This is a genomic window from Streptomyces sp. NPDC102490, assembly GCF_044765285.1.
Taxonomy (GTDB): domain Bacteria; phylum Actinomycetota; class Actinomycetes; order Streptomycetales; family Streptomycetaceae; genus Streptomyces.
The window spans coordinates 214,969-235,684 of record NZ_JBIWJU010000007.1 but is presented as its reverse complement, the minus strand read 5'-3'; the positions used below and the strand labels follow the sequence as shown (position 1 = coordinate 235,684).

Here is a 20,716-nt window from a genome sequence, read left to right as displayed (position 1 = left end):
GGGGGCGGTGGGGGAAGTCCACCGCGCGGACCACCGGAAACGTTCCGGCGGTACGCCTGGCGAGCGTCTGTTAGGAAAGTTTCCTGTTGGCTGGAGAACGTAGGCCCGCCGCGGGGAGCCGTCAAGAGTCCGCCCCCGAGGCGACGCGGTCGTCACCTCGGGGGCGGGAAGCGCGCGGGGCGCGGCTACTTGCTGGTGCTGGGCGGCGGAATGGGGGACGCCGCCATGGACTGCGGCGACGCGGTGCTCGCGTACGCCGAGGGGGCCGCGACGCCCGCCGTCGGGTCGGCGGCGGCCGGGGCGCCCTCCAGCGGGACGGTGGCGCCGCCGACGATCGCGATACCGGCCGCGTCGAAGGCCCGCTTGATGCGCCAGCGCAGCTCACGCTCGACGGTGAGGGCCTTGCCGGGCATGGTCTTCGCGGAGACCCGCACCACCATGGAGTCGAGCAGTACGGAGTCCAGGCCGAGCGTCTCGATCGGCCCCCAGAGCATCTCGTTCCAGGGCTCCTCCTTGCTCATCCGCTCGCCGACCGCGGTGAGGGTCTCCTTCACCCGGTCCAGGTCCTGGTCGGAGCGGACGGTCACGTCGACCCCGGCCGTGGACCAGCCCTGGGAGAGGTTGCCGATGCGCTTGACCTCGCCGTTGCGGACGTACCAGATCTCGCCGTCGACGCCGCGCAGCTTGGTCACCCGCAGCCCGACCTCGATGACCTCGCCGGAGGCCACGCCCGCGTCGATGCTGTCGCCGACGCCGTACTGGTCCTCCAGGATCATGAACACGCCGGACAGGAAGTCGGTGACCAGGTTGCGGGCGCCGAAGCCGATCGCGACACCGGCGACACCGGCGGAGGCGAGCAGCGGGGCCAGGTTGATCTGGAAGGTGCCGAGCACCATCAGGGCGGCGGTGCCGAGGATGAGGAAGCTGGCCACCGAGCGCAGGACGGACCCGATCGCCTCGGAGCGCTGCCGGCGCCGCTCGGCGTTGACCAGCAGGCCGCTCAGCGCGGTGCCGCCGGACGCCCCGCTCCTGCGGTTCATCCGGTCTATCAGCTTGGTGATCGCCCGCCGCACCATCGCGCGCAGCACCACCGCGATCACCACGATCAGCAGCACCCGCAGCCCGATCGCGAGCCACGTCGACCAGTTCTCCTCGACCCAGCCCGCGGCGTTCGTCGCGCTCTCGTGGGCCTCCTTCAGCGAGGGCACGGTCGGGGTCGTCGGTGACGGCGACGGCGAGGGCGACGACGAAGGCGAGGACGACGAACCGGCGGCCAGCAGGGGCGGGACGGCGGCGGACAGGGACACGGCGGAAACCTCCAGATGCGGCGGCCCGTCCTGCGCGGTCCGGTCCGAGGTCCGGTCCAAGGTCACGGAAAGGTCACCGGACGGGCAGATGCACCACACTAACGGGGCACCGGGCGCGGTTCGGCCCGAAACGGGCGGGGGAGACACTGCTCACCCGCGCCCGAACTGGTCACGCCCAGGACCGCGGGTTCCGTGTGGTCGAAAACACTCCCAGCCCGTTACCGGGACATGGTGGCGCTACGACCAGGCATGAGGGGAGACTGAACCAGATCGTCCCGGCGCGAGCCACGCGCCGCCGACGCCCAAGGAGGCACCCGTGCCGCATGTCCTGGTCCTCAACGCGTCGTACGAGCCACTCGGCGTCGTACCGCTCCGCCGCGCGCTCGTCCTCGTCCTGGAGAACAAGGCCGTGTGCCTCGAGGAGTCCGGCGCCTATCTGCACAGCGCGACCGTCACCGTGCCCGCACCCAGCGTGGTCCGGCTCAAGCGATTCGTGCGGGTGCCCTACCGCGGCCCCGTCCCGCTCACCCGCCGTGCCCTGTTCGCCCGCGACGGAGGCCGCTGCATGTACTGCGGCGCCGTCGCCACCAGCGTCGACCACGTCGTCCCGCGCAGCCGCGGGGGCCTGCACGCGTGGGACAACGTGGTGGCGTCCTGCCGCCGCTGCAACCACGTCAAGGCCGACCGCCACCTGGTCGAACTGGGCTGGCGCCTGCGCCACAAACCGGCCCCGCCCACCGGCCTGGCCTGGCGCATCATCGGCACCGGGCACCGGGACCCGCGCTGGCTGCCGTACTTGCAGCCGTACGGCGCGGACGACGCCATGGCCCGGATCGACGGCATCTCCGCCTGACGCTCCGGGCCTCCCGCTTGCTCCGGGTCAGCGCACCCAGTTCTTCAGCGGCTCGGTGTCCAGGACGATCCCGGCCGGCTCGGGCAGCGCGACCTCCTTGCCGAAGGGCAGCGTCTGCACGGTCTCGTACCGTCCCCCGTCCGGGCGGCTGTGCACCTTGACCTCGCAGGTGTCCCGGTCGATGAGCAGGTACACCGGGATGCCCGTCTCCGCATAGGCCCGGGGCTTGTCGACCCGGCCGCGCCGGTCGGTGTCCGAGTCGTACGAGGTGACCTCGACGACCATGAGGACGGGGGCGGGGTCGGCCCATTCGCCCTGGCCGACGAAGGCTTCCGCCGGGGCCAGTGAGCCGTCCGGCCGGGCGCGGCCGCCTCGGTATGCCTCGACCACCAGCCCCTGCGTCGGATCCAGCCACAGGTCGGGGCGCTGCTGCATGCAGATGCGTGTCAGCCACTGGATGACACGTCCGTGGTCGCCGTCGGGCACGGCCTTCCCCCCAAGATGTCCGTTGATGAACTCGAGCCGCGCGCCTTCTATGCTCCGGTCGGCGTGGCGGGCGAGTTCCTCGAACTCGGTGATGAGCATCTGCGGCCTGTCGGCGGTCACGGTCACAAGGCTCCTCCGTATCTGCGGGGGTCCACACACTCAGCGTAGGGGAGATCCCGCCGGTCAGGGGCGGCGCCAGGTGAGGGAGTAACGCCAGAAGAGGCGGCGGTGCGGTCGGGCTCCGGGCAGAACCGCGCGTGCCGCTGCGGCGATGTCGGAGAACGCCATGTCGGCCGGTCGAGTCCGGGCGGTCACCGAGGTGGGCGGGACGGCGTTCCGGCCCCTGTTCCTGAGCCACCCGATGGCGGCGTTGGGGAGGACCGCGGTAGTGGGCGTTGTGGTCCCAGGGGTGCGTGGCGTTGAACCGGTTGAGGGCCTGGACGAGTCGATGGGGCAGTGACGTCATGTGCTTCCTTCGACCGTTCGTCCTGAGCGGAGTCGAGACCTGACCGCGTGCGCGGCGGGTCATCCTGACCGGTTTGGGCGAACCGTGCGCGGGTTAGGTGATTTTTTGGCCGGATCCGTATGCATTCAGGAGAGGGCGGGTGTGACCAGGGCCACGTTGGCGGTATTGGGGCGTCTGTCCTCGCGTGGACTGGGTAGGGGCTGGCGTAACTCGCCGCAAGCGTGCTCGACACCACGCCCGACCCAGAGTCCGAACCAGAGCTTGATCCCGAGCTTGATCCCGCGTCCGAACCAGAGTCTGATCCAAAGGAGACCCCCGTGGCTGCACTGGCGCCCCTTCTGCTGCCGGCCCCCTCCAAACCCGTGGCGGAGCCGTCCACCCCCTGGGCGGAGCCCTCCGCCGCCTCCGCGACCCCGCACTACTGCGTCTTCGGCGCCACCGGCAGCTGCGCCGAGGCCCCGCTGACCAGCGAACCGCCGCTGCCCGACGCCGAGCCCCTCACCAGCGAGTCGCCGTTCGCCGACGCCGTACCGCTGACCAGCGAGTCCTCGCCCGAACTCACGGCCGACGTGCCGGAGCAGGGCGGCCCCTCCTTCGCCGTCCCCGTCCCGGAATCCACGCGGTCGTAGAGGAAGCAGATGCCCGCAGCCCAGTCGGCCGAGCCCCCCGCCGAAGACCTTCCCGAGGATCTGACCAGGCTCGCCGCCCTGCACGGCGTCGCCACCTCCTACCGCCCCTCCCCGGACCGCACCGTCCCCGCCTCGGCCACCGCCGTGACCCTCGCGCTGGCCGCCCTCGGCGTGGACGCGAGCAGTCCCGGAGCCGTACGGGCCGCGCTCGCCGCCCGCGAGAGCGAGCTGCGCGAACGGCTGCTGCCGCCCACCGTCGTCCGCTGGGACGGCGGCGCCACCCCGGCCGCCCTGTCCGCCCTGCCCGCGGGCACCCGGCTGCGCGTCGACACCGAGCAGGGCGAGCGCCACGACGGCGCCGAGCGGCTTCCGCACGGGGTGCACCGGCTGACCGCCACCGCGCCCGACGGGCGCACCGCCGAGGCCCACCTGATCGTCGCGCCCGCGCGGCTGCCCACCCCCGCCGTCCGCTCCCACGGGCTCCTCGTCCAGCTCTACTCCCTCTTGTCCCGCCGCTCCTGGGGCATGGGCGACCTCGGCGACCTCGGCGAGCTGGCCGCCTGGGCCGGACGCTCCCTGGGCGCCGGATTCGTCCAGGTCAACCCGCTGCACGCGGCCGTGCCCGGTGCCCCCACCGACCCCTCCCCCTACCGGCCGTCCTCGCGCCGCTTCCCCGACCCGGTGCACCTGCGGATCGAGGACGTGCCCGAGTTCGCGTACGTCACCGACCACGAGCGCGCCCGGTCCCTGCGGGAACGGGCCGCGCGGCTGCGCGAGGGCGTCCTGGACAAGGGCGCCCTCATCGACCGGGACGCCGTCTGGGAGCTGAAGCGCGACGCCCTCGCACTGCTCCACGAGGTCCCCCTCGGCCCCGGCCGCCGCGCCGCCTACTGCGACTACCTCGCCGAACAGGGCACCGCCCTGGAGGACCACGCCACCTGGTGCGCGCTCGCCGAGGTCCACGGCGCCGACTGGCACCGGTGGCCCGAGGGGCTGCGCGACCCCCGCTCGGCCGAGACCGACCGCGCCCGCCGCGAGCTGATGGACCGGGTCGACTTCCACTCCCGGCTCACCTGGCTCGCCGACACCCAGCTGACCGCCGCCCAGCGCACCGCCCGCGAGGCGGGCATGCCGGTCGGGATCGTCCACGACCTCGCCGTCGGCGTGCACCCGCGCGGCGCCGACTCCTGGGCGCAGCAGGAGTACTTCGCCGCCGGGATGTCGGTGGGCGCGCCGCCGGACGCCTTCAACTCCCGCGGCCAGGACTGGGGTCTGCCGCCCTGGCGTCCGGACCGCCTCGCCGCGTCCGGGTACGCGCCCTTCCGGGGGCTGCTGCGCGGTCTCTTCCGGTACGCCGGAGCCCTGCGCGTCGACCACGTCATGGGCCTGTTCCGGCTCTGGTGGGTGCCCGAGGGCCGGCCGCCCACCGAGGGCACCTACGTCCACTACGACGCCGAGGCCATGCTCGCCGTCCTCGTCCTGGAGGCGGCCCGGGCCGCCGGCGTCGTCATCGGCGAGGACCTGGGCACCGTGGAGCCCGGTGTCCGCGAGGCGCTGCGCGAGCGCGGAGTGCTGGGCACCTCGGTGCTGTGGTTCGAACGGGACTGGACCGGCGACGGCCGCCCCCTGCCCCCCGAGCGGTGGCGCGCCGACTGCCTGGCCACCGCCACCACCCACGACCTGCCGTCCACCGCCGCCCGCCTCACCGGAGAACACGTCGAACTCCGCGCCCGGCTCGGCCTGCTCACCCGCCCGCTGGAGGAGGAGCGCGCCGAGGCCGCCGCGGACACCGCGGAGTGGCTCGACGTCCTGGCCCGGCTCGGCCTGCTGCACGGCACCGGCGGCGACACCGGAACGCCCGCCGAGGAGGCGGAGATCCAGGCCGTGCACCGCTTCCTGCTGCGCACCCCCGCCCGCATGGTCGGCATCTGGCTCCCGGACGCCGTCGGCGACCGCCGCCCGCAGAACCTGCCCGGCACCTGGGACCAGTACCCGAACTGGCGGCTGCCCGTCGCCGACGCCGAGGGCCGGCCGGTGACGCTGGAGGACCTGGCCGCCTCGCCCCGCCTGCGCGCCCTGATCGACGTCGTACGGGAAGGGGACGGCGACCGGGAGGGGTGAACGGGGCGGCCGCGCCGGGGCGTCCGCGGGCCCCGTACGGCACCCCGGGCGCGCGGCCGCCGGGACCGTTCGCTAACTTTGCACCGTGGACAAGAAGAACGCCCTGCGCGCCGGCGCCCTGGCAGCCGGTACGACGCTGATGATGCTGCTCATGTCGTCCCCCGCGCTCGCGCTGACGCGCGACGACGGCGACGACCCCGGCACCGGCCTGAGCGTCGTCGAGACGCTGGGCCTCTACGTCCTGGCCCCGCTCGCGCTGTTCGCGGTCATCGCGGGCCTGGTCATGGTCCTGGACCGGTCCCACCCGGACCACCGGGTGTCGACTCCCGGCACGAAGACCAAGGCGAAGACCAAGGCCAAGGTCGGCGCGAAGGCCTGACCTCCCGCTCCCGCTTCACCGAGGGCGCCGCCCCCACCGCGCGTATGCGGACGGGGACGGCGCCCTTCGGCGTTCTACGAGGACGGGCCCTACTTCTCCGTGGCGGCGAGCAGGTCCCGCAGCAGGCCGGCCAGCTGACCCGCCCGTTCCGCGTCGAGGGAGGCCAGCGCCTCTGACTGGGCGTCGAGGCCCGCGCCGACCGCCTCGTCGATCAGCCGGAGCCCCCGTTCCGTGAGCGTGACGTGCAGCCCCCGGCGGTCGTGCGGGTCGGGGGAGCGGCGCAGCAGCCCCGCCCGCTCCAGCTTGTCCAGCCGGCCGGTCATGCCGCCGGTGGTGAGCATCAGCGTGGCCGAGAGCTGCCGCGGGGAGAGCGTGTACGGCTCGCCGGAGCGGCGCAGGGTGGCCAGGGCGTCGAACTCGCCGCGCGAGATGCCGAAGCGCGCGTACGCCTGCTCCATCCGGTCGCCCATCGCGCGCGCCAGCCGGAAGATCCGGCCGAACACCTCCATGCCGGCCGTGTCCAGGTCGGGCCGCACCGCCGCCCACTGGTCGATGATCACGTCCACGGGGTCCTTGCGCGGCTCGGACCGCGGCTCGGGGCGTTCAGTCATGGCACGAGTATCGAGGCGATTCCACTCGGCCGCAAGAAAGTGGCTTGACGGAAACTAGCTTAGAAGTAAGCTACTTACGAGCTAAGCTACTGCCTGCCGAGCTTCTTTCTCGCCCTCCGAAGGGTGCCCTCATGGCCGCCGCCCGCACCGCCCGCACCGCCGTCATCGCGCTCACCGCCCTCGCCCCCGTCTCCTGGGGCAGCACCTACGCCGTGACCACCGAGTTCCTGCCGCCCGACCGGCCCCTGTTCACCGGGCTGATGCGCGCCCTGCCTGCCGGTCTGCTGCTGCTCGCCCTCGCCCGGGTGCTGCCGCGCGGTGTCTGGTGGGTGAAGGCGGCGGTGCTCGGCGCGCTGAACATCGGGGCCTTCTTCCCGCTGCTGTTCCTCGCCGCCTACCGGATGCCGGGCGGGATGGCCGCCGTCGTCGGCTCGGTCGGCCCGCTGCTCGTCGTCGGGCTCTCGGCCCTGCTGCTCGGGCAGCGCCCCACCACCCGGTCCGTGCTCACCGGTGTCGTCGCCGCGTTCGGCGTCAGCCTGGTGGTGCTGGAGGCGGCCGGGGGGCTGGACCCGCTCGGTGTGCTGGCGGCCGTCGCCTCCACCGCCGCCATGTCCACCGGCACCGTGCTCGCGGGGCGCTGGGGCCGCCCCGACGGCGTCGGACCGCTCGCGCTCACCGGCTGGCAGCTGACCGCGGGCGGCCTGCTCATCGCGCCGCTCGCGCTGCTGGTCGAGGGCGCCCCGCCCGCCCTGGACGGCCCGGCGATCGGCGGCTACCTCTACCTGGCGCTGGCCAACACGGCACTGGCGTACTGGCTCTGGTTCCGCGGCATCGGCCGGCTCTCCGCCACCCAGGTCACCTTCCTCGGCCCGCTCTCCCCGCTCACCGCCGCCGTGATCGGCTGGGCGGCGCTCGGCGAGGCCCTCGGGCCGGTGCAACTGGCCGGCATGGCGCTGGCGTTCGGAGCGGCCCTCGCGGGGCAGCGGGCGGCGCGCACGCGGGTGGCCGTCGTCAGCGCTCCACCTTTCAGTTCTGCTTCACAGAACGGTCGGAAAGTTTCGATGGACCTGACGGGTCCGGCCCTGCGACGGTAGCCGCACCAGCCCCCGACCAGGAAAGGACCTTCGTGGCCGCAGCCGCCCGCCCCGACACCACCCGGAACACCCCCAGGACCACTCCCCGGCGGACCACCGGGGCGAGCCCGACGGCGCCCGTCGCCCTCGGGCTCGCGCTCGCCGTCCTCGCCACCCTCGTCTGGTCCGGCAGCTTCGTCACCTCGCGGGCCCTCGGCGACAGCGTGCCGCCCGTCCAGCACGCGTTCTGGCGCTGGGTGGTGGCCCTCGCCGTCGTCGCCCCCTTCGGCGCCCGGCGGGCCTGGCGGCAGCGCGCCCTGATCCGGCGCCACCTCGGCTTCGTGGTCCTCGCCTCCCTGCTCGGCGTGACCGTCTACAACACCCTCGTCAACCAGGCCGGCGTCACCACCCCCGCCGCCAACATGGGAATGATCATGGCGGCGTCCCCGGTGCTCATGGCCCTGTACGAACGGGCGGGCGGCGTGCGGCTCGGCGGCCGCCGGATCGCCGGGCTGGTCGTCGCCTGCGCGGGCGTCCTGCTGCTCGTCGGCGGGGACGGGGCGTCCTTCTCGGCCGGCGACCTGTGGATGATCGCCGCCGCCTGCTGCTTCGGGTCCTACAGCGCGCTGCTGCGCCGCAGGCCCGAAGGGCTGGACGGGGCGGGGTTCCTGTTCACCACGTTCCTGTTCGGCACGGTCCTGCTGCTGCCCGCACAGGGCGTCAGCCTCGCCGTCCAGGGCGGCTTCCGGCCGACGGCGGACACCGTCTGGCCGCTGCTGTACGTCGGCGTCGCCTCCTCCGCCGTCGCCTTCTTCGCCTGGAACAAGGCGATCTCCCTGATCGGACCGTCCCGCGCCGGGGTCGTCTACTACCTCCAGCCGGTGTGCGTCGCCCTGCTGTCCTGGGCGCTGCTCGCCGAACCGACCGGCTGGACGCAGGCGGGCTGCATGGCGCTGATCCTCGGCGGCGTCGTCCTCGGCGCGGGGGCCCGCCGGTAGGTTGCCGCCATGGCCGACTGGGACATCCGCAAGCTGAAGATCCTGCGGACGCTGCGCGAGAGGGGCACGGTGACCGCGACGGCCGAGGCGCTGCACATGACGCCGTCCGCCGTCTCCCAGCAGCTGACGAACCTCTCCAGACAGCTCGGGGTGGAGCTGCTCCAGGCCCACGGCAGAAGGGTCCGGCTGACGGACGCGGCCCGGCTGGTGCTGCGGCACGCCGAGGCGGTGTTCGAGCAACTGGAACGCGCCGACGCGGAGTTGGCGGCCCATATCCGCGGGGAGGCGGGCGAGGTCCGGGTCGGCGCCTTCTCCACCGCCGTACCCGCCCTGGTCGTACCGGCCGTCACCGCCCTGCGCGCCACCCGCCCGGGGATCGCGGTGCGGGTGCGGGAGGCCGAGGCGCAGGAGGCGTACGAGCTGCTGGCCGCCGGGGAGGTGGACCTCGCGCTGTCGCTGGCCGCGCAGGCGCCGAGCGTCGTCGACCCGCGCTTCACCCGCGTCCCGCTGCTCGCCGACCCGCTGGACGTCGCCCTGCCCGGCGACCACCCGCTGGCCCGCGCGGAGCGGCTGCGGCTGGCCGACCTCGCCGCCGAACCGTGGATCTTCGGCGGCAGCGGGCCCTGGTCCGACATCACCCGCGGAGCCTGCGAGGCCGCCGGGTTCCGGCCCCACCAGGGCCACGCGGCGGCCGGCTGGCCGGCGATCCTCGCCATGGTCGAGGCGGGCATGGGCGTCGCCCTGGTACCGCGCATGGCGGCCGTGCCCCGGGACGGAGTGGCGATGCGCGAACTGCACGCGGACCGCCCCGTCCGCCACGTCGTCGCCGCCGTACGCAAGGGGGCGGAGGAGGCCCCCGCGGTCGCCACCCTCCTCGCGGCGCTGCGTGCGGCGGCGGACACCCGCGCCTGAACGCCCGCCCGAGCGCACGCGAGGGGCGTCCGGCGCTTCACGCGCACCGGGCGCCCCCTCCTGCGTACCGACGGCGGTACGCCGGGGAGGCGGAGGAGGCCCCCGCCGTCGCCACCGCCCTCACGGCCCTGCGTGCGGCGGCGGACGCCCGCGACTGAACGCCGCCCGCCCGAGCGCACGTGAGGGGGCGTCCGGCGTGGTGCGGGCACCGGGCGCCCCCTCGTGCGTACTGACCGGTTACTCGGCCGCCGCTGCCGCCGCGTCCGCCGCCTGGGCGCGCAGGGCGCGTTCGATGCCGGAGCGGGACTCCGAGACCAGGCGGCGCAGGGCCGCGTTCGGCTCGGCGGAGGCCAGCCAGGCGTCCGTGCGGTCCAGGGTCTCCTGGGACACCTGCACCGCCGGGTACAGGCCGACCGCGATCTGCTGTGCCATCTCGTGCGAGCGGGACTCCCAGACGCCCTTCAGCGCCTCGAAGTACCGCTCCGTGTACGACGCCAGCAGCTCGCGCTGGTCGGTCTGGACGAAGCCGGCGATGACCGCCTCCTGGACGGCGTTCGGCAGCTTGTCGGACTCCACGACCGACTCCCAGGCCTCCGCCTTGGCCGCCTCGGTCGGACGGGCCGCCCGCGCGGTGGCCGCGTGGCGCTCACCGGCCGCGGTCTTGTCCCGCTCGTACTCGGCCGCGATCTCGGAGCCGCCGAACCGGCCCACGGCCGCGAGCCGCTGCACGAACGCCCAGCGCAGCTCCGTGTCGACGGCCAGGCCCTCGATGGTCTGCGTGCCGTCGAGCAGCGCGTCCAGGAGGTCCAGCTGCTCCGGCGTCCTGGCCGTCGCCGCGAACGCCCGCGCCCACGCCAGCTGGTGGTCGCTGCCCGCCTCGGCGGCGCGCAGGTGGGCCAGCGTGGCCTCGGTCCAGCGGGCGAGCAGCGTCTCGCGGGCGGCCGGGGCGGCGTACTGGTCGATGGCCAGCTTCACCTGGCGGTGCAGCGACTGCACGACACCGATGTCGGACTCCTTGCCGATGCCGGACAGCACCAGCGACAGGTAGTCCCGGGTCGCCAGCTCCGCGTCCCGGGTCATGTCCCACGCCGACGCCCAGCACAGGGCGCGGGGGAGGGACTCCGTGAAGTCGCCCAGGTGCTCGGTGACGACGGCCAGCGACTGCTCGTCCAGGCGGACCTTGGCGTACGACAGGTCGTCGTCGTTCAGGAGCAGCACCGCCGGACGGGCCTTGCCCACCAGCTGCGGTACGTCCGTCAGCTCGCCGTCCACGTCCAGCTCGACGCGGTCCCCGCGCACCAGCTTGCCGTCGCCGTCGAGGTCGTAGGCGCCGATCGCGATGCGGTGGGGACGGAGGGTGGGCTCGCCCTTGGCGCCGGCGGGGAGCGCCGGGGCCTCCTGGCGGACGGCGAAGGAGGTGATGACACCGTTCGCGTCCGTCTCGATCTCCGGGCGCAGCACATTGATGCCGGCCGTCTCCAGCCACGCCTTCGACCAGGTCTTCAGGTCGCGGCCCGAGGTCTCCTCCAGCGCGCCCAGCAGGTCGGACAGACGGGTGTTGCCGAACGCGTGCCGCTTGAAGTACGCCTGCACGCCCTGGAAGAACGCCTCCTCACCGACGTACGCCACGAGCTGCTTGAGCACGCTCGCGCCCTTGGCGTACGTGATGCCGTCGAAGTTGACGAGCACGTCGTCCAGGTCGCTGATGTCCGCCATGATCGGGTGCGTGGACGGCAGCTGGTCCTGCCGGTACGCCCAGGTCTTCATCTGGTTGGCGAACGTCGTCCACGAGTGCGGCCACTTCGAGCCCGGCGCGGCGGCCTGGCAGGCGGCCTCGGCGTAGGTGGCGAACGACTCGTTCAGCCACAGGTCGTTCCACCACTCCATGGTGACCAGGTCGCCGAACCACATGTGCGCCAGCTCGTGCAGGATCGTCGCCGCCCGCACCTCGTACGCGGCGTCCGTCACCTTCGAGCGGAACACGTACTGGTCCCGGATGGTGACCGCGCCCGCGTTCTCCATCGCGCCCGCGTTGAACTCCGGCACGAAGAGCTGGTCGTACTTCTTGAAGGGGTACGGGTAGTCGAACTTCTCCTGGAACCAGTCGAACCCCTGCCGGGTCACCTCGAAGATGGCGTCCGCGTCGAGGTGCTCGGCCAGCGAGGGACGGCAGTAGATGCCGAGCGGCACGGACTGGCCGTCCTTCTCGTACACGCTGTGCACCGAGTGGTACGGGCCGACGATCAGCGCCGTGATGTACGACGAGATGCGCGGGGTCGGCTCGAACTCCCAGACGTTGTCCTTCGGCTCGGGCGTGGGCGAGTTGGAGATGACCGTCCAGCCCTCCGGGGCCTTCACGGTGAACTGGAACGTCGCCTTCAGGTCCGGCTGCTCGAAGCTCGCGAAGACGCGGCGCGCGTCCGGCACCTCGAACTGCGTGTACAGGTACGCCTGGTCGTCCACCGGGTCGACGAACCGGTGCAGGCCCTCGCCGGTGTTGGTGTACGCGCAGTCCGCGGCCACGCGCAGGATGTTGCGCCCCGGCAGCAGGCCCGGCAGGGCGATGCGGGAGTCCTGGAACACCTCGGCGGGGTCGAGGGCGTCGCCGTTCAGCGTCACCTCGTGGACCGTCGGCGCGACCAGGTCGATGAAGGACTCGCCGCCGCCCTCGGCGACGTCGAAGCGCACCGTGGTCACGGACCGGTAGGTCCCGCCCTCCTGCGCGCCGGTGAGGTCGAGATCGATCTCGTACGAGTCAACGGTCAGCAGCGTCGCCCGCTGCCGCGCCTCTTCGCGAGTCAGGTTTGTGCCAGGCACGCGGTCATCTCCTCGTTATGTGTGGGTTGCGCCATCCTTCCACGGGACCCGCGCCCAACGCGATGTCCGTTTCCCGCCGGTGCACGGGCCGGGCGCGCGCGAGCCTGGACCCATGAACGGCCACACCGCACACCCCATCCCGCCGGGCGTCCTCAAGGAACTGCGCGCCACCGACGACGCGGGCCGCGTCCCCGCACCCTTCACCGACGACGAGGGCGGCGCGCCCCTGCGCTGCTGCCTGCGCCACAGTCGCGCGGGTGAGCGGATCGCGCTCGTCTCCTACGCCCCGCTGCGCCGCTGGGCGGCGGAGACGGGCGCCGACCCGGGCCCGTACGACGAGCAGGGCCCCGTCTTCGTCCACGCCGAGGACTGCGCGGGACCGGAGACGGACGCGCTCCCCTTCACCCACTCGCACCGCGTCCTGCGCCGCTACTCCGCGCACGGGAACATCCTGGGCGGGCGGCTGGTCGAGGACCCCGGCGCCTTCGCACCCGCCCTCCGGGAAGCGTTCGACGACCCGGCCGTGGCGTTCGTCCACGTCCGGGCCGTCGAGTACGGCTGCTTCCTGTACGAGGTGCGCCGCGGCTGAGTCCCGGCCGCCTCAGCCGCCCACCCCGATCCGCCAGGGGCCGTCGGCCTCGACGCGCAGGAGACCGGGGGCCCGGACGGGAGCCAGTACGTCGAGGCGGCCGACCTCGTTGACGAGGAGGTCCTCCTCGTCGTCCTGCCACTCGGGGTCGTCCGAGGTGAAGTAGTGCCAGACGACGAAGTTGCTCTGTCCCTGGTGGACGAAGGACAGCACGCCCGCGGCACCCTCGTACACCAGCAGGTCCGGACCCCTGCCGTTGAGACTGTGCACCAGGCGCCGGGCATGGGCGAGCGGCAGCACCCGCAGCGTCCAGGGCGTGTCGGCGCGCACCACCAGGGACAGCGGGCGGTCCTCGGGGACGGTGGCGAACGTGCGGGCGTGGACCTCGTCCTCGTACGTCGACAGCAGATCCTGGTCGGCGCGTCCGTACGCGTCACAGGAGTCGATGTGCACCGAGATGCTGTCCCTGCACTCGATCTCGACGACCACGCGGGCGCCGGGCGGCAGGTTCGGCGGGCAGGTGACGCGCTCCTTGCCCGAGGCGTGGTGCGTGAACGGCGGGAAGGAGAGCGCCAGCTCGGAGGCCAGGCGGTCGGCGGGCGGGGCCGGGAAGGACGCGGCGACCGGTGCCGCGTGCGGGGGCGCCGCCGGAGGGGCGTAAGAGGCCAAAGGGGCCGGTGGCAGGGGAGGAGGGGGCGCGGGGGCCGGGGCCATGGGCACCGGCTGCGGGTCCTCGGCGACCGAGATGCCGAAGTCCGTGGCGAGCCCGGCGAGACCCGAGGCGTACCCCTGCCCCACCGCGCGGAACTTCCAGCCGCCGTTCCTGCGGTAGAACTCGCCGAAGACGAACGCGGTCTCCGTCGAGGCGTCCCCGATCGTGAAGGACGCGACCTGCTGCCCGTCCGGCAGAGCGACCCGGACATCCAGGAAGGGCACCTGCCCGAACGTTCCCGCGTCGGTGGACGCGGCCACCACGACCCGGTCCATGCCGAGTTCGACGGCCGCGAGGTCCAGCCACAGCCAGTCGGCGCCCGTGCCGTCGGCCCCCTGGCCCTTGCCCAGGTGGCGCACGGCGCCCGACGGGTGCGCCGGCTGGTTGTAGAAGACGAGGTCGGCGTCCGAGCGGACCCGGCCCGTCGCGTCGAGCAGCAGGGCCGAAACGTCCACGTCCGGCACCTGGGCGCCCTGCCGCCAGGTCACCGCCACCTGGAGGGTGGCCGCGGGAACGGGCAGATTGCCGCCCTTCGTCATCACCGTCATGGCGTGATCTTCACATGATCGGCACGACGGGCGGGGCGGATTGCCACACTCCGCATCGAGCGGGCGTCACACGGGAGGGGGCGGCCACCCCGTACCGGGTGACCGCCCCCTGGGAAGCGGTGGACTACTTGGCGGACAGCTCCGCCGCCACCAGCTCCGCGATCTGCACCGCGTTCAGGGCCGCGCCCTTGCGCAGGTTGTCGTTGGAGACGAACAGGGCGAGGCCGTTGTCCACGGTCTCGTCCCGGCGGATACGGCCCACGTACGACGGGTCCTGGCCGGCCGCCTCCAGCGGGGTCGGCACCTCGGTCAGCGCCACGCCGGGGGCACCGGCCAGCAGCTCCTTGGCGCGCTCCACGCTGATCGGGCGGGCGAAGCGGGCGTTGATCTGGAGGGAGTGGCCGCTGAAGACGGGCACGCGCACACAGGTGCCGGACACCTTCAGCTCCGGGATCTCCAGGATCTTGCGGGACTCGTTGCGGAGCTTCTGCTCCTCGTCCGTCTCGTGCAGGCCGTCGTCCACGATGGACCCGGCCAGCGGCAGCACGTTGTACGCGATCGGCGCCACGTACTTGTCCGGCTTCGGGAACTCCACCGCCGAACCGTCGTGGGTCAGCTTGGGGGCGTCCGCGCCCACCTTCTGGACCTGCTCGAACAGCTCGTCCACCCCGGCCAGGCCGGAACCCGACACGGCCTGATAGGTGGCGACGACGAGGGCTTCGAGCCCCGCCTCCGCGTGCAGCGGACGCAGCACCGGCATCGCGGCCATCGTGGTGCAGTTCGGGTTGGCGATGATGCCCTTGGGGCGGTCGGCGATCGCGTGCGGGTTCACCTCGGACACCACCAGCGGCACCTCGGGGTCGCGGCGCCACGCGGAGGAGTTGTCGATCACGACGGCGCCCTGGGAGGCGACCTTTTCGGCCAGCGCCTTGGAGGTGGCACCGCCCGCGGAGAACAGCACGATGTCCAGCCCGGAGTAGTCGGCGGTGGCCGCGTCCTCCACCGTCACCCCGTCCAGCTCCTTGCCGGCGCTGCGCGCGGAGGCGAACAGGCGCAGCTCGGTGACCGGAAAGTCGCGCTCCGTGAGGATCCTGCGCATGACCGTGCCCACCTGACCGGTGGCTCCGACGATTCCGACCCTCACGGTGACTCCTTCTCCGTTCGTGCGCGTGTCCTCACGCGCGCTGTGCTCGGCCGAGACTTTTCCATCATGGGGCGAAGCCCGGCCCGCCTGTCCAATCCTTTGCGCGGTGTGCCCGCGCCTTGGGACGCCAAGGCTCGGTCCGCCCCTGCCCATCCCTTCGCGCCCCACACGACGATGTGACGTACGCCTCGCGCCGAAAGGCGGCCGCGCGGGCGAACGTTTCGGCCGCCTCGCGCGTCCTAGGGGAAACGTGGCCCGGGGGAGGGGTGGCTTTGCTGCGCAGGAAGGCCCGCCGCGGCCAGGGGGACGAGGTACGCGACGACCCCCTGGACGCGGCACAGGAACGCCGGGTGCGGGCGGTGCTCGCCCTGGGCGGGGTGCCGCAGACGGACCTGCCGGACGGGGTGCAGCAGGTCCGGCTGCGGCTGCTCGAGCAGACGGCCAGTGGCCGCGAGGCGCCGCGTGACGTGTCCGCCTGGGCGGCGGTCGTCGCCTCCAACCTGGCCATGGACTGGCACCGGGCCCGGCGCCGCCAGGACCGGCTCGGGGAACGCCTGGCCGCGTTGCGCCCGACGGAGCACCCCGGCGACGAGGACAGCAGCGTCCTGTCCCTCGCCGTCGCACAGGGCCTGGACGAGCTGCCGGACGCCCAGCGCCAGGTCCTCGTCCTGCGCTTCTACGCCGATCTGCCGGTGCGCGGCATCGCCGAGGAGCTGGGCATCCCCGAGGGCACGGTCAAGAGCAGGCTGCACACGGCGGTACGGGCCCTGCGCGCCCGCCTGCACGAGGACGAGGTGGTGTGAGATGGCCGCCGAACAGCACCCCGGTGGATACGACGCGCTGATGGCCGCGATCACGGGCGAACCGCTGCCGCCGGACGCGGGCGCGGACGCCCACGGCGCGTACCGGTCGGCGACGGCCGACGTGGCGCTGCTGCGGGAGCAGCTGAACCTGCTCGGCGACGCCCTGGCCGACGCCGTTCCGGAAGAGCGCCCGGCTCCGGCACCGGTCCGGGCCCCGGCACCGCGCCGCCGTCCCTTCCGCCTCGCCCTGGGCGTCCTCGCGGCGGCCTGCGCGGGGGTCGTCGTCACGGGCCTGGGCTGGCTGGTCGTGCAGAGCGGCAGCGGTGCCTCCGAGGACGCGGCGGGCGGCAGCGCGGCCGACAAGTCCGCGGCGCGGCCGGACAGCCTGTCCGCGGGCCAGGAGGCCGACGCGGTCTTCGGCACCCCCCGCTACCTCGCCTGCGCCCGGCTGGTCGCCGAGGGCACGGTGACCGGCGTCGAAGCCGTGACGGGGGCGCCACAGCACCGGGTCACGCTCCGGGTGACCCGCGCCTACGTGCCGGAGGGGAGCACCGGGCCGACGGCGTTCGTCCTGGACGACGCCCTGGCCACCCTCCGCCCCGGCGACCGGGTCCTCGCCGGTGTCCTCCGGGACCGGCCCACCGCGGACACGGTGATCACCGGCGACCGGAACATCGCCACCGCCCGCTCCCGGGTCACCGCCTCCCTGTCCGAGTCCCGCACCCTCACCTGCGACTGACCACGCCGGACCACACGGAAGGGCGGGCGCCCGACCCGGCGTGCCCGCCCCTCCCCGTACCGCACCGGACTACGGCACGACCTTCCCGATCCGCACGCTGCCGAGGCCCGCGACCGTGCCGTGGGCGTTGACCAACTGGACCCGGCCGAAGAACTCGCGGCCCTCGGGGGCGGCGGCCAGGGCCGTGACGCTGCCGGAGACGGTCGCCGAGTCGTCCGTGCCGAGCTTCACCGGCGCCGAGCCGTCCACCGTGACCGAGCCGAGGGTGTCGGCGAAGTACACGTCCCGGTAGTCGTACTCCGTGCTGCCCGAGGGCACCGAGTAGCCCGCGACCTTGACGGTGTACGTACCGGCGGCCGGCTTGGCGAGGGAGACCGACTCCTCCGAGTCGCCGTCGGCGGACTGGGCGACGACGGCGCCGTTCTTGTCGTAGACCGTCAGGTCCAGGTCGGCGGCCGCGTCGGAGACGCCCCCGATGGCGACGTCCAGCGACTCGGCGCCCGCGGGCACCTCGACCGTGGAGGTGGCCGTCTCACCCTGCTTGATCGTCGGGCGGGACGTCTCGGAGGAGCCGAGCGGGCCGCCGACCAGCTTGCCGTCGAGCGGGGCGTACCGGTTGGTCACCGTCCAGGAGGCGTCGGCCGGGGTGCCGGCCTTGGCCTCGGGCACCGTGACGACCTCCGGTGCGAAGTCCGCGCCGAGCACGGTGACGTCCAGCGTGTAGGGGTTGTCGAGGAGCGGCGAGGTCCGCCGGGCCTCGACCTCGACCTCCCAGACGCCGGGCTGCGGGTCGGCGTACGCGCGCACGTCGGGGCGGCAGCCGTTGCCGTCGAGGTAGTTGTTGTAGCAGTACGGCGTGGAGGTGTTGTCCACGGGGACGCCGTACGGGTGCAGGGAGATGAACCGGGTCTGGCTCTTCTCCTTGAGCCCGCCGATCGCCACCTCCAGTGCCTTCGCGCCCTCGGGGACGGTCACGAAGTACGACGTGGTGGCGTTGCGCTGTACCGAGCTCTTCGCGGAGAAGGTGTACTTCAGCGGTGCGGCGACCACGACCGTGGTCAGGACCTGCTGGTCGACCCCTTCGGTGCGCGGGTCGTCCACCTCCAGGATCGCGCTCTTGAGACCGGCGGAGCCGGGCCGCGCCTCGACGTGGACGGTGACCGGCTCGTTCAGCGGCAGCCGCACTTCGTCCCGGCCGACGACGCGGAAGGTGTGCCCCGCGTTGTTCTCGAACTCCAGCTCGTGCCGGATCGCCCGGTCCGGTCCCGAGGTACGCGTGAGCGTGATCGCGTACGTCTTCTTCTGCCCGGCCTTCAGGCCGCCCTCGCGGTCGTAGAGGCCGGTGCCGTGTCCCGGGGTCGCCAGGGCCTCGTCGATCGCGGTGTCGACCGGCGCCTTGACCGTGTACTCGTGGGCGTCGGCGCCGCGCCGGATCGACTTCCAGGCGTCGGGGATGTCGATCAGACCCGCGCCCTCCTCGTACGCCTGCACGCCCTTGATGTGGTCGGCCGTGGAGGTCAGCGCCGTGCGCAGCTTCGCCGGGGTGAGGTCGATGCGGGCCTGCTTCGCCGCCGACAGGAGCAGCGCCGAGGCGCCGGCGGCCTGCGGGGACGCCATCGAGGTGCCCTGGAGCATGCCGTAGCCGGCGGGCAGGTCGTAGCCCGCCTCCGGGACCGGGGCGCCGGGCATCCAGGTCTGGATGGAGTTGACCGCGGCGCCGGGCGCGGTCAGCGTCGGCGTGAAGCCGCCGTCCTCACGCGGGCCGCGCGAGGAGAACGGCATCATCTGGTACTTGGTCTGCACCGCGGAGCCGTAGTTGGCGGCCCAGGTCTCGCGGGAGATGGAGGCGCCGACCGAGATCACCTTGTCGGCCAGGCCGGGGTCGCCGATGGTGTTGGCGCCGGGGCCCGAGTTGCCCGCGGAGATGACCAGCTGCACGCCGTAGGTGTCGATGAGGCGGGTGTACAGCTCGGCGCGGGCGTTGTTGCCGTCGTTGAGGGCGGGCAGGCCGCCGATCGACATGTTGACGATGTCGACGCCGCGGTTGACGACGAGGTCGATCATGCCCTCGGTCAGCGCGATGTTGGTGCAGCCGCCGCTCCAGGTGCAGGCCCGGGAGGAGACGATCTGCGCGCCGGGGGCGGCGCCGTCCATCCGGCCGCCGAACAGCCCGTTGGCGGCGGCGAGTCCGGCGACGTGCGTGCCGTGCTCGGACTCGATGACGCCGATGTTGACGAAGTCGGTCCTGGTGCCGGCGGAGCCGACGACGTCCTTGCGGATCTCGACCACGAAGGGCTGGCGCTCGGCCACGTCCGTCTTCGGGTCGTCGGTGCCGAAGTACCCGACCTGGAAGCCGTCCTTGTAGGGCTTCATCGGGGTGTCGTCGGAGAAGTCGTGGTTGTTGTCCAGGTCGACGCGGACCGTGCCGGCCTGCGCGTCGTACAGGACGCCCCAGGAGTCGGTGGTGTCGCCGTCCCGGTTGGCGTCGCCCGCGGCGTCACCGCCGGTGGTGTACGACTCCAGGAAGGTGCTGACCCGGTACGAGCCCGCGGGCGCCGTCCAGGTCTGCCCGCCGTAGGTGAAGGTGGGCCCGGAGACGGAGGTGGTCATCGGGCGCCAGGTGCGGTCGCCGTCGACGACCGGGTCGGTCGCGGTGACCCAGTCGACGATCTTGCGCTCGCCGGTGGTGGTCTTCCGCAGCGCCGGGTGGCCGAGGTCGACGCCCGAGTCGAGGATGCCGATGGTGACGCCGCGGCCGTCCGACGTCGGGTTCTTCTTCACGAAGTCGACGGCGCCCGTCTCGAAGGACGGGTTGTAGGGGTTCTCGGCCGGGGTCCAGCGGTTCGGCGCCGGGTAGGAACGGCCCCGGTGCGCGGCGCCCTCGGCCGTGTCCGCGCTCGGCGTCGGGTCGTCCAGCGGGATCTCGTCGCGCAGGTCGATGCCGTTGACGGAGGAGAGCTTCGCGGCGGCGGCGATGGCCGAGTCCGCCTTGGCGGTGGGCACCGTGGCGCGTACGTAACCCAGCTTGTCGTAGGTGCGGCCGACGGTGCCGCCTTCGACCGCGTCCAGCTCCTTCGCCACCTGCTCGGTCCGGCCCGGCGCGGTGGCGACCATCATCGTGACGTTCTTCCGGCCGTCGGCCTTCGCCTCGGCGAGCAGGTCGGCGTCGTGGGAACCGAGCTTGTCGTGGGCGGACTTGACGGAGGTGTCGGCGGGAGGCGCGGTCGTCGCCGGGCCGTCGGCGGCGAGGGCCACGGGCACGGGCCCGACCGCGGCGAGCGCGGCGACGAGGCCCGTGGCGACGGCCAGGCGGGCCGTGCGTCTCGCGCCCGGTATCGGTTCGCGCTGGGGGCTGTGGGTCATCGGCATCCCTTGAGGTGAAGGAACGAGCGGCACGACCAAGGCCGATCGGCCCTGGCCGAGACAGTCCGGAATCCGATCCCGGACGACCGCTCAGCTTTACTCAAGGGATCGCCGATTGGGGAGAGTTGTCCGGGACGGGACGAAGGCATGGCGTAATTCCGCCATA

The 20,716-nt window shown here is 73.3% G+C and carries 17 protein-coding genes and 1 pseudogene; 10 read left to right on the top strand and 8 right to left on the bottom strand.

Going from position 1 to position 20,716, the window contains the following annotated elements:
* Positions 1-185: 185 nt before the first annotated feature.
* Complete coding sequence (locus ACIRGB_RS17965) at positions 186-1,307, bottom strand: mechanosensitive ion channel family protein (protein WP_403865385.1); 1,122 nt, start codon at positions 1,305-1,307, stop codon at positions 186-188.
* A gap of 316 nt (positions 1,308-1,623) precedes the next feature.
* Here ACIRGB_RS17965 and ACIRGB_RS17960 point away from each other — a divergent pair, with 316 nt between their 5' ends.
* Positions 1,624-2,160, top strand: coding sequence for an HNH endonuclease (locus tag ACIRGB_RS17960; RefSeq protein WP_403865382.1), 537 nt, complete (start codon positions 1,624-1,626; stop codon positions 2,158-2,160).
* A gap of 27 nt (positions 2,161-2,187) precedes the next feature.
* On the opposite strand, the gene ACIRGB_RS17955 is transcribed toward ACIRGB_RS17960, so the two are convergent.
* Positions 2,188-2,772: a Uma2 family endonuclease gene (locus tag ACIRGB_RS17955; RefSeq protein ID WP_403865378.1), complete on the bottom strand. Its 585-nt coding sequence runs from the start codon at positions 2,770-2,772 to the stop codon at positions 2,188-2,190.
* Between the two features lie 57 nt (positions 2,773-2,829).
* Positions 2,830-3,030: pseudogene (locus tag ACIRGB_RS17950) on the bottom strand (SAM-dependent methyltransferase); the annotation flags it as partial.
* A gap of 399 nt (positions 3,031-3,429) precedes the next feature.
* On the opposite strand from ACIRGB_RS17950, the gene ACIRGB_RS17945 reads away from it, so the two are divergent.
* The 3 genes from ACIRGB_RS17945 to ACIRGB_RS17935 all read left to right on the top strand — a co-directional run bounded on the left by ACIRGB_RS17945 (position 3,430) and on the right by ACIRGB_RS17935 (position 6,241).
* A complete protein-coding gene (locus ACIRGB_RS17945; RefSeq protein ID WP_403865375.1) occupies positions 3,430-3,741 on the top strand; it encodes a hypothetical protein in 312 nt (103 codons plus the stop codon).
* Positions 3,742-3,750: 9 nt separating this feature from the next.
* Complete coding sequence (malQ, locus tag ACIRGB_RS17940) at positions 3,751-5,862, top strand: 4-alpha-glucanotransferase (RefSeq protein WP_403865372.1); 2,112 nt, start codon at positions 3,751-3,753, stop codon at positions 5,860-5,862.
* An 85-nt stretch (positions 5,863-5,947) separates the two neighbouring features.
* Positions 5,948-6,241 carry a hypothetical protein gene (locus tag ACIRGB_RS17935; protein WP_403865369.1) on the top strand — a complete coding sequence of 98 codons (294 nt, stop codon included), beginning with the start codon at positions 5,948-5,950 and terminating at the stop codon, positions 6,239-6,241.
* Between the two features lie 89 nt (positions 6,242-6,330).
* On the opposite strand, the gene ACIRGB_RS17930 is transcribed toward ACIRGB_RS17935, so the two are convergent.
* A complete protein-coding gene (locus tag ACIRGB_RS17930) occupies positions 6,331-6,852 on the bottom strand; it encodes a MarR family winged helix-turn-helix transcriptional regulator (protein ID WP_403865366.1) in 522 nt (173 codons plus the stop codon).
* 131 nt (positions 6,853-6,983) lie between these two features.
* Here ACIRGB_RS17930 and ACIRGB_RS17925 point away from each other — a divergent pair, with 131 nt between their 5' ends.
* The 3 genes from ACIRGB_RS17925 to ACIRGB_RS17915 are packed head-to-tail and all read left to right on the top strand — an operon-like array spanning position 6,984 to position 9,835.
* Positions 6,984-7,946, top strand: a complete 963-nt coding sequence (locus ACIRGB_RS17925; RefSeq protein WP_403865363.1) for an EamA family transporter — start codon at positions 6,984-6,986, stop codon at positions 7,944-7,946.
* A gap of 32 nt (positions 7,947-7,978) precedes the next feature.
* Complete coding sequence (locus tag ACIRGB_RS17920) at positions 7,979-8,923, top strand: DMT family transporter (protein WP_403865360.1); 945 nt, start codon at positions 7,979-7,981, stop codon at positions 8,921-8,923.
* Positions 8,924-8,932: 9 nt separating this feature from the next.
* On the top strand, positions 8,933-9,835 hold the full coding sequence (locus tag ACIRGB_RS17915; protein WP_403865357.1) for a LysR family transcriptional regulator: 903 nt from the start codon (positions 8,933-8,935) through the stop codon (positions 9,833-9,835).
* 237 nt (positions 9,836-10,072) lie between these two features.
* Here the strand turns inward: ACIRGB_RS17915 and pepN are convergent, their stop codons facing one another.
* Positions 10,073-12,652 carry an aminopeptidase N gene (gene pepN, locus ACIRGB_RS17910; protein WP_403865354.1) on the bottom strand — a complete coding sequence of 860 codons (2,580 nt, stop codon included), beginning with the start codon at positions 12,650-12,652 and terminating at the stop codon, positions 10,073-10,075.
* A 112-nt stretch (positions 12,653-12,764) separates the two neighbouring features.
* On the opposite strand from pepN, the gene ACIRGB_RS17905 reads away from it, so the two are divergent.
* Positions 12,765-13,241 carry a DUF1203 domain-containing protein gene (locus ACIRGB_RS17905; RefSeq protein WP_403865351.1) on the top strand — a complete coding sequence of 159 codons (477 nt, stop codon included), beginning with the start codon at positions 12,765-12,767 and terminating at the stop codon, positions 13,239-13,241.
* 12 nt (positions 13,242-13,253) lie between these two features.
* Here ACIRGB_RS17905 and ACIRGB_RS17900 read toward each other — a convergent pair whose 3' ends face one another.
* Both ACIRGB_RS17900 and ACIRGB_RS17895 read right to left on the bottom strand, forming a co-directional pair.
* Positions 13,254-14,501 (bottom strand): TerD family protein, encoded by a 1,248-nt coding sequence (locus ACIRGB_RS17900; protein ID WP_403865348.1) that lies wholly within the window; start codon positions 14,499-14,501, stop codon positions 13,254-13,256.
* Between the two features lie 124 nt (positions 14,502-14,625).
* Entirely contained in the window at positions 14,626-15,645 is a 1,020-nt protein-coding gene (locus ACIRGB_RS17895) for an aspartate-semialdehyde dehydrogenase (RefSeq protein ID WP_403865345.1), read from the bottom strand.
* Between the two features lie 272 nt (positions 15,646-15,917).
* Here ACIRGB_RS17895 and ACIRGB_RS17890 point away from each other — a divergent pair, with 272 nt between their 5' ends.
* Positions 15,918-16,448, top strand: a complete 531-nt coding sequence (locus ACIRGB_RS17890) for an RNA polymerase sigma factor (RefSeq protein ID WP_403865342.1) — start codon at positions 15,918-15,920, stop codon at positions 16,446-16,448.
* Position 16,449: 1 nt separating this feature from the next.
* Positions 16,450-17,187: a hypothetical protein gene (locus ACIRGB_RS17885; RefSeq protein WP_403865339.1), complete on the top strand. Its 738-nt coding sequence runs from the start codon at positions 16,450-16,452 to the stop codon at positions 17,185-17,187.
* A gap of 69 nt (positions 17,188-17,256) precedes the next feature.
* Here the strand turns inward: ACIRGB_RS17885 and ACIRGB_RS17880 are convergent, their stop codons facing one another.
* Complete coding sequence (locus ACIRGB_RS17880) at positions 17,257-20,550, bottom strand: S8 family serine peptidase (RefSeq protein WP_403865336.1); 3,294 nt, start codon at positions 20,548-20,550, stop codon at positions 17,257-17,259.
* Between the last annotated feature and the right edge of the window lie 166 nt (positions 20,551-20,716).

Bases quoted from the DNA above. Each gene is read 5' to 3' on its own strand.
- malQ (WP_403865372.1), top strand. From the start codon at position 3,751: ATGCCCGCAGCCCAGTCGGCCGAGCCCCCCGCCGAAGACCTTCCCGAG.
- ACIRGB_RS17930 (WP_403865366.1), bottom strand. From the start codon at position 6,852: ATGACTGAACGCCCCGAGCCGCGGTCCGAGCCGCGCAAGGACCCCGTG.
- ACIRGB_RS17925 (WP_403865363.1), top strand. From the start codon at position 6,984: ATGGCCGCCGCCCGCACCGCCCGCACCGCCGTCATCGCGCTCACCGCC.
- ACIRGB_RS17915 (WP_403865357.1), top strand. From the start codon at position 8,933: ATGGCCGACTGGGACATCCGCAAGCTGAAGATCCTGCGGACGCTGCGC.
- ACIRGB_RS17905 (WP_403865351.1), top strand. From the start codon at position 12,765: ATGAACGGCCACACCGCACACCCCATCCCGCCGGGCGTCCTCAAGGAA.
- ACIRGB_RS17900 (WP_403865348.1), bottom strand. From the start codon at position 14,501: ATGACGGTGATGACGAAGGGCGGCAATCTGCCCGTTCCCGCGGCCACC.
- ACIRGB_RS17885 (WP_403865339.1), top strand. From the start codon at position 16,450: ATGGCCGCCGAACAGCACCCCGGTGGATACGACGCGCTGATGGCCGCG.
- ACIRGB_RS17880 (WP_403865336.1), bottom strand. From the start codon at position 20,550: ATGACCCACAGCCCCCAGCGCGAACCGATACCGGGCGCGAGACGCACG.